Source organism: Peribacillus sp. SIMBA_075, assembly GCF_046534585.1.
Genome location: NZ_JAWRYN010001630.1, coordinates 1 through 235, shown reverse-complemented (window position 1 = coordinate 235; position 235 = coordinate 1). Strand labels below are relative to the sequence as shown.

Annotated in this window: 1 protein-coding gene; it reads left to right on the top strand. The window is 37.4% G+C overall.

The features are described from left to right. On the top strand, window positions 1-235 hold a 235-nt coding region (locus tag SB775_RS33955), incomplete at both ends, for a hypothetical protein (protein WP_410865695.1).

Below are 235 nucleotides of genomic sequence, written 5' to 3'. Positions count from 1 at the left end.
AAGAATTTAAAGTAATTACAGCGTTTCGCGATAAGTTCTCCTATGTGCATTATAGTGTTGGAGAATCATATAAAACAGATGACCAAGAAAGAGTAGAATTCCTACAAAAAGAAGGATTCCTTGAGACTGAACCACTTGGTGATTATAAACCTGTTGTCCCTGATATTGTTCATGTAGGTGGAGGGTATTATGAACTCCCTAATGGAGAAAAGGTTAAGGGGAAAGAAGCAGCACT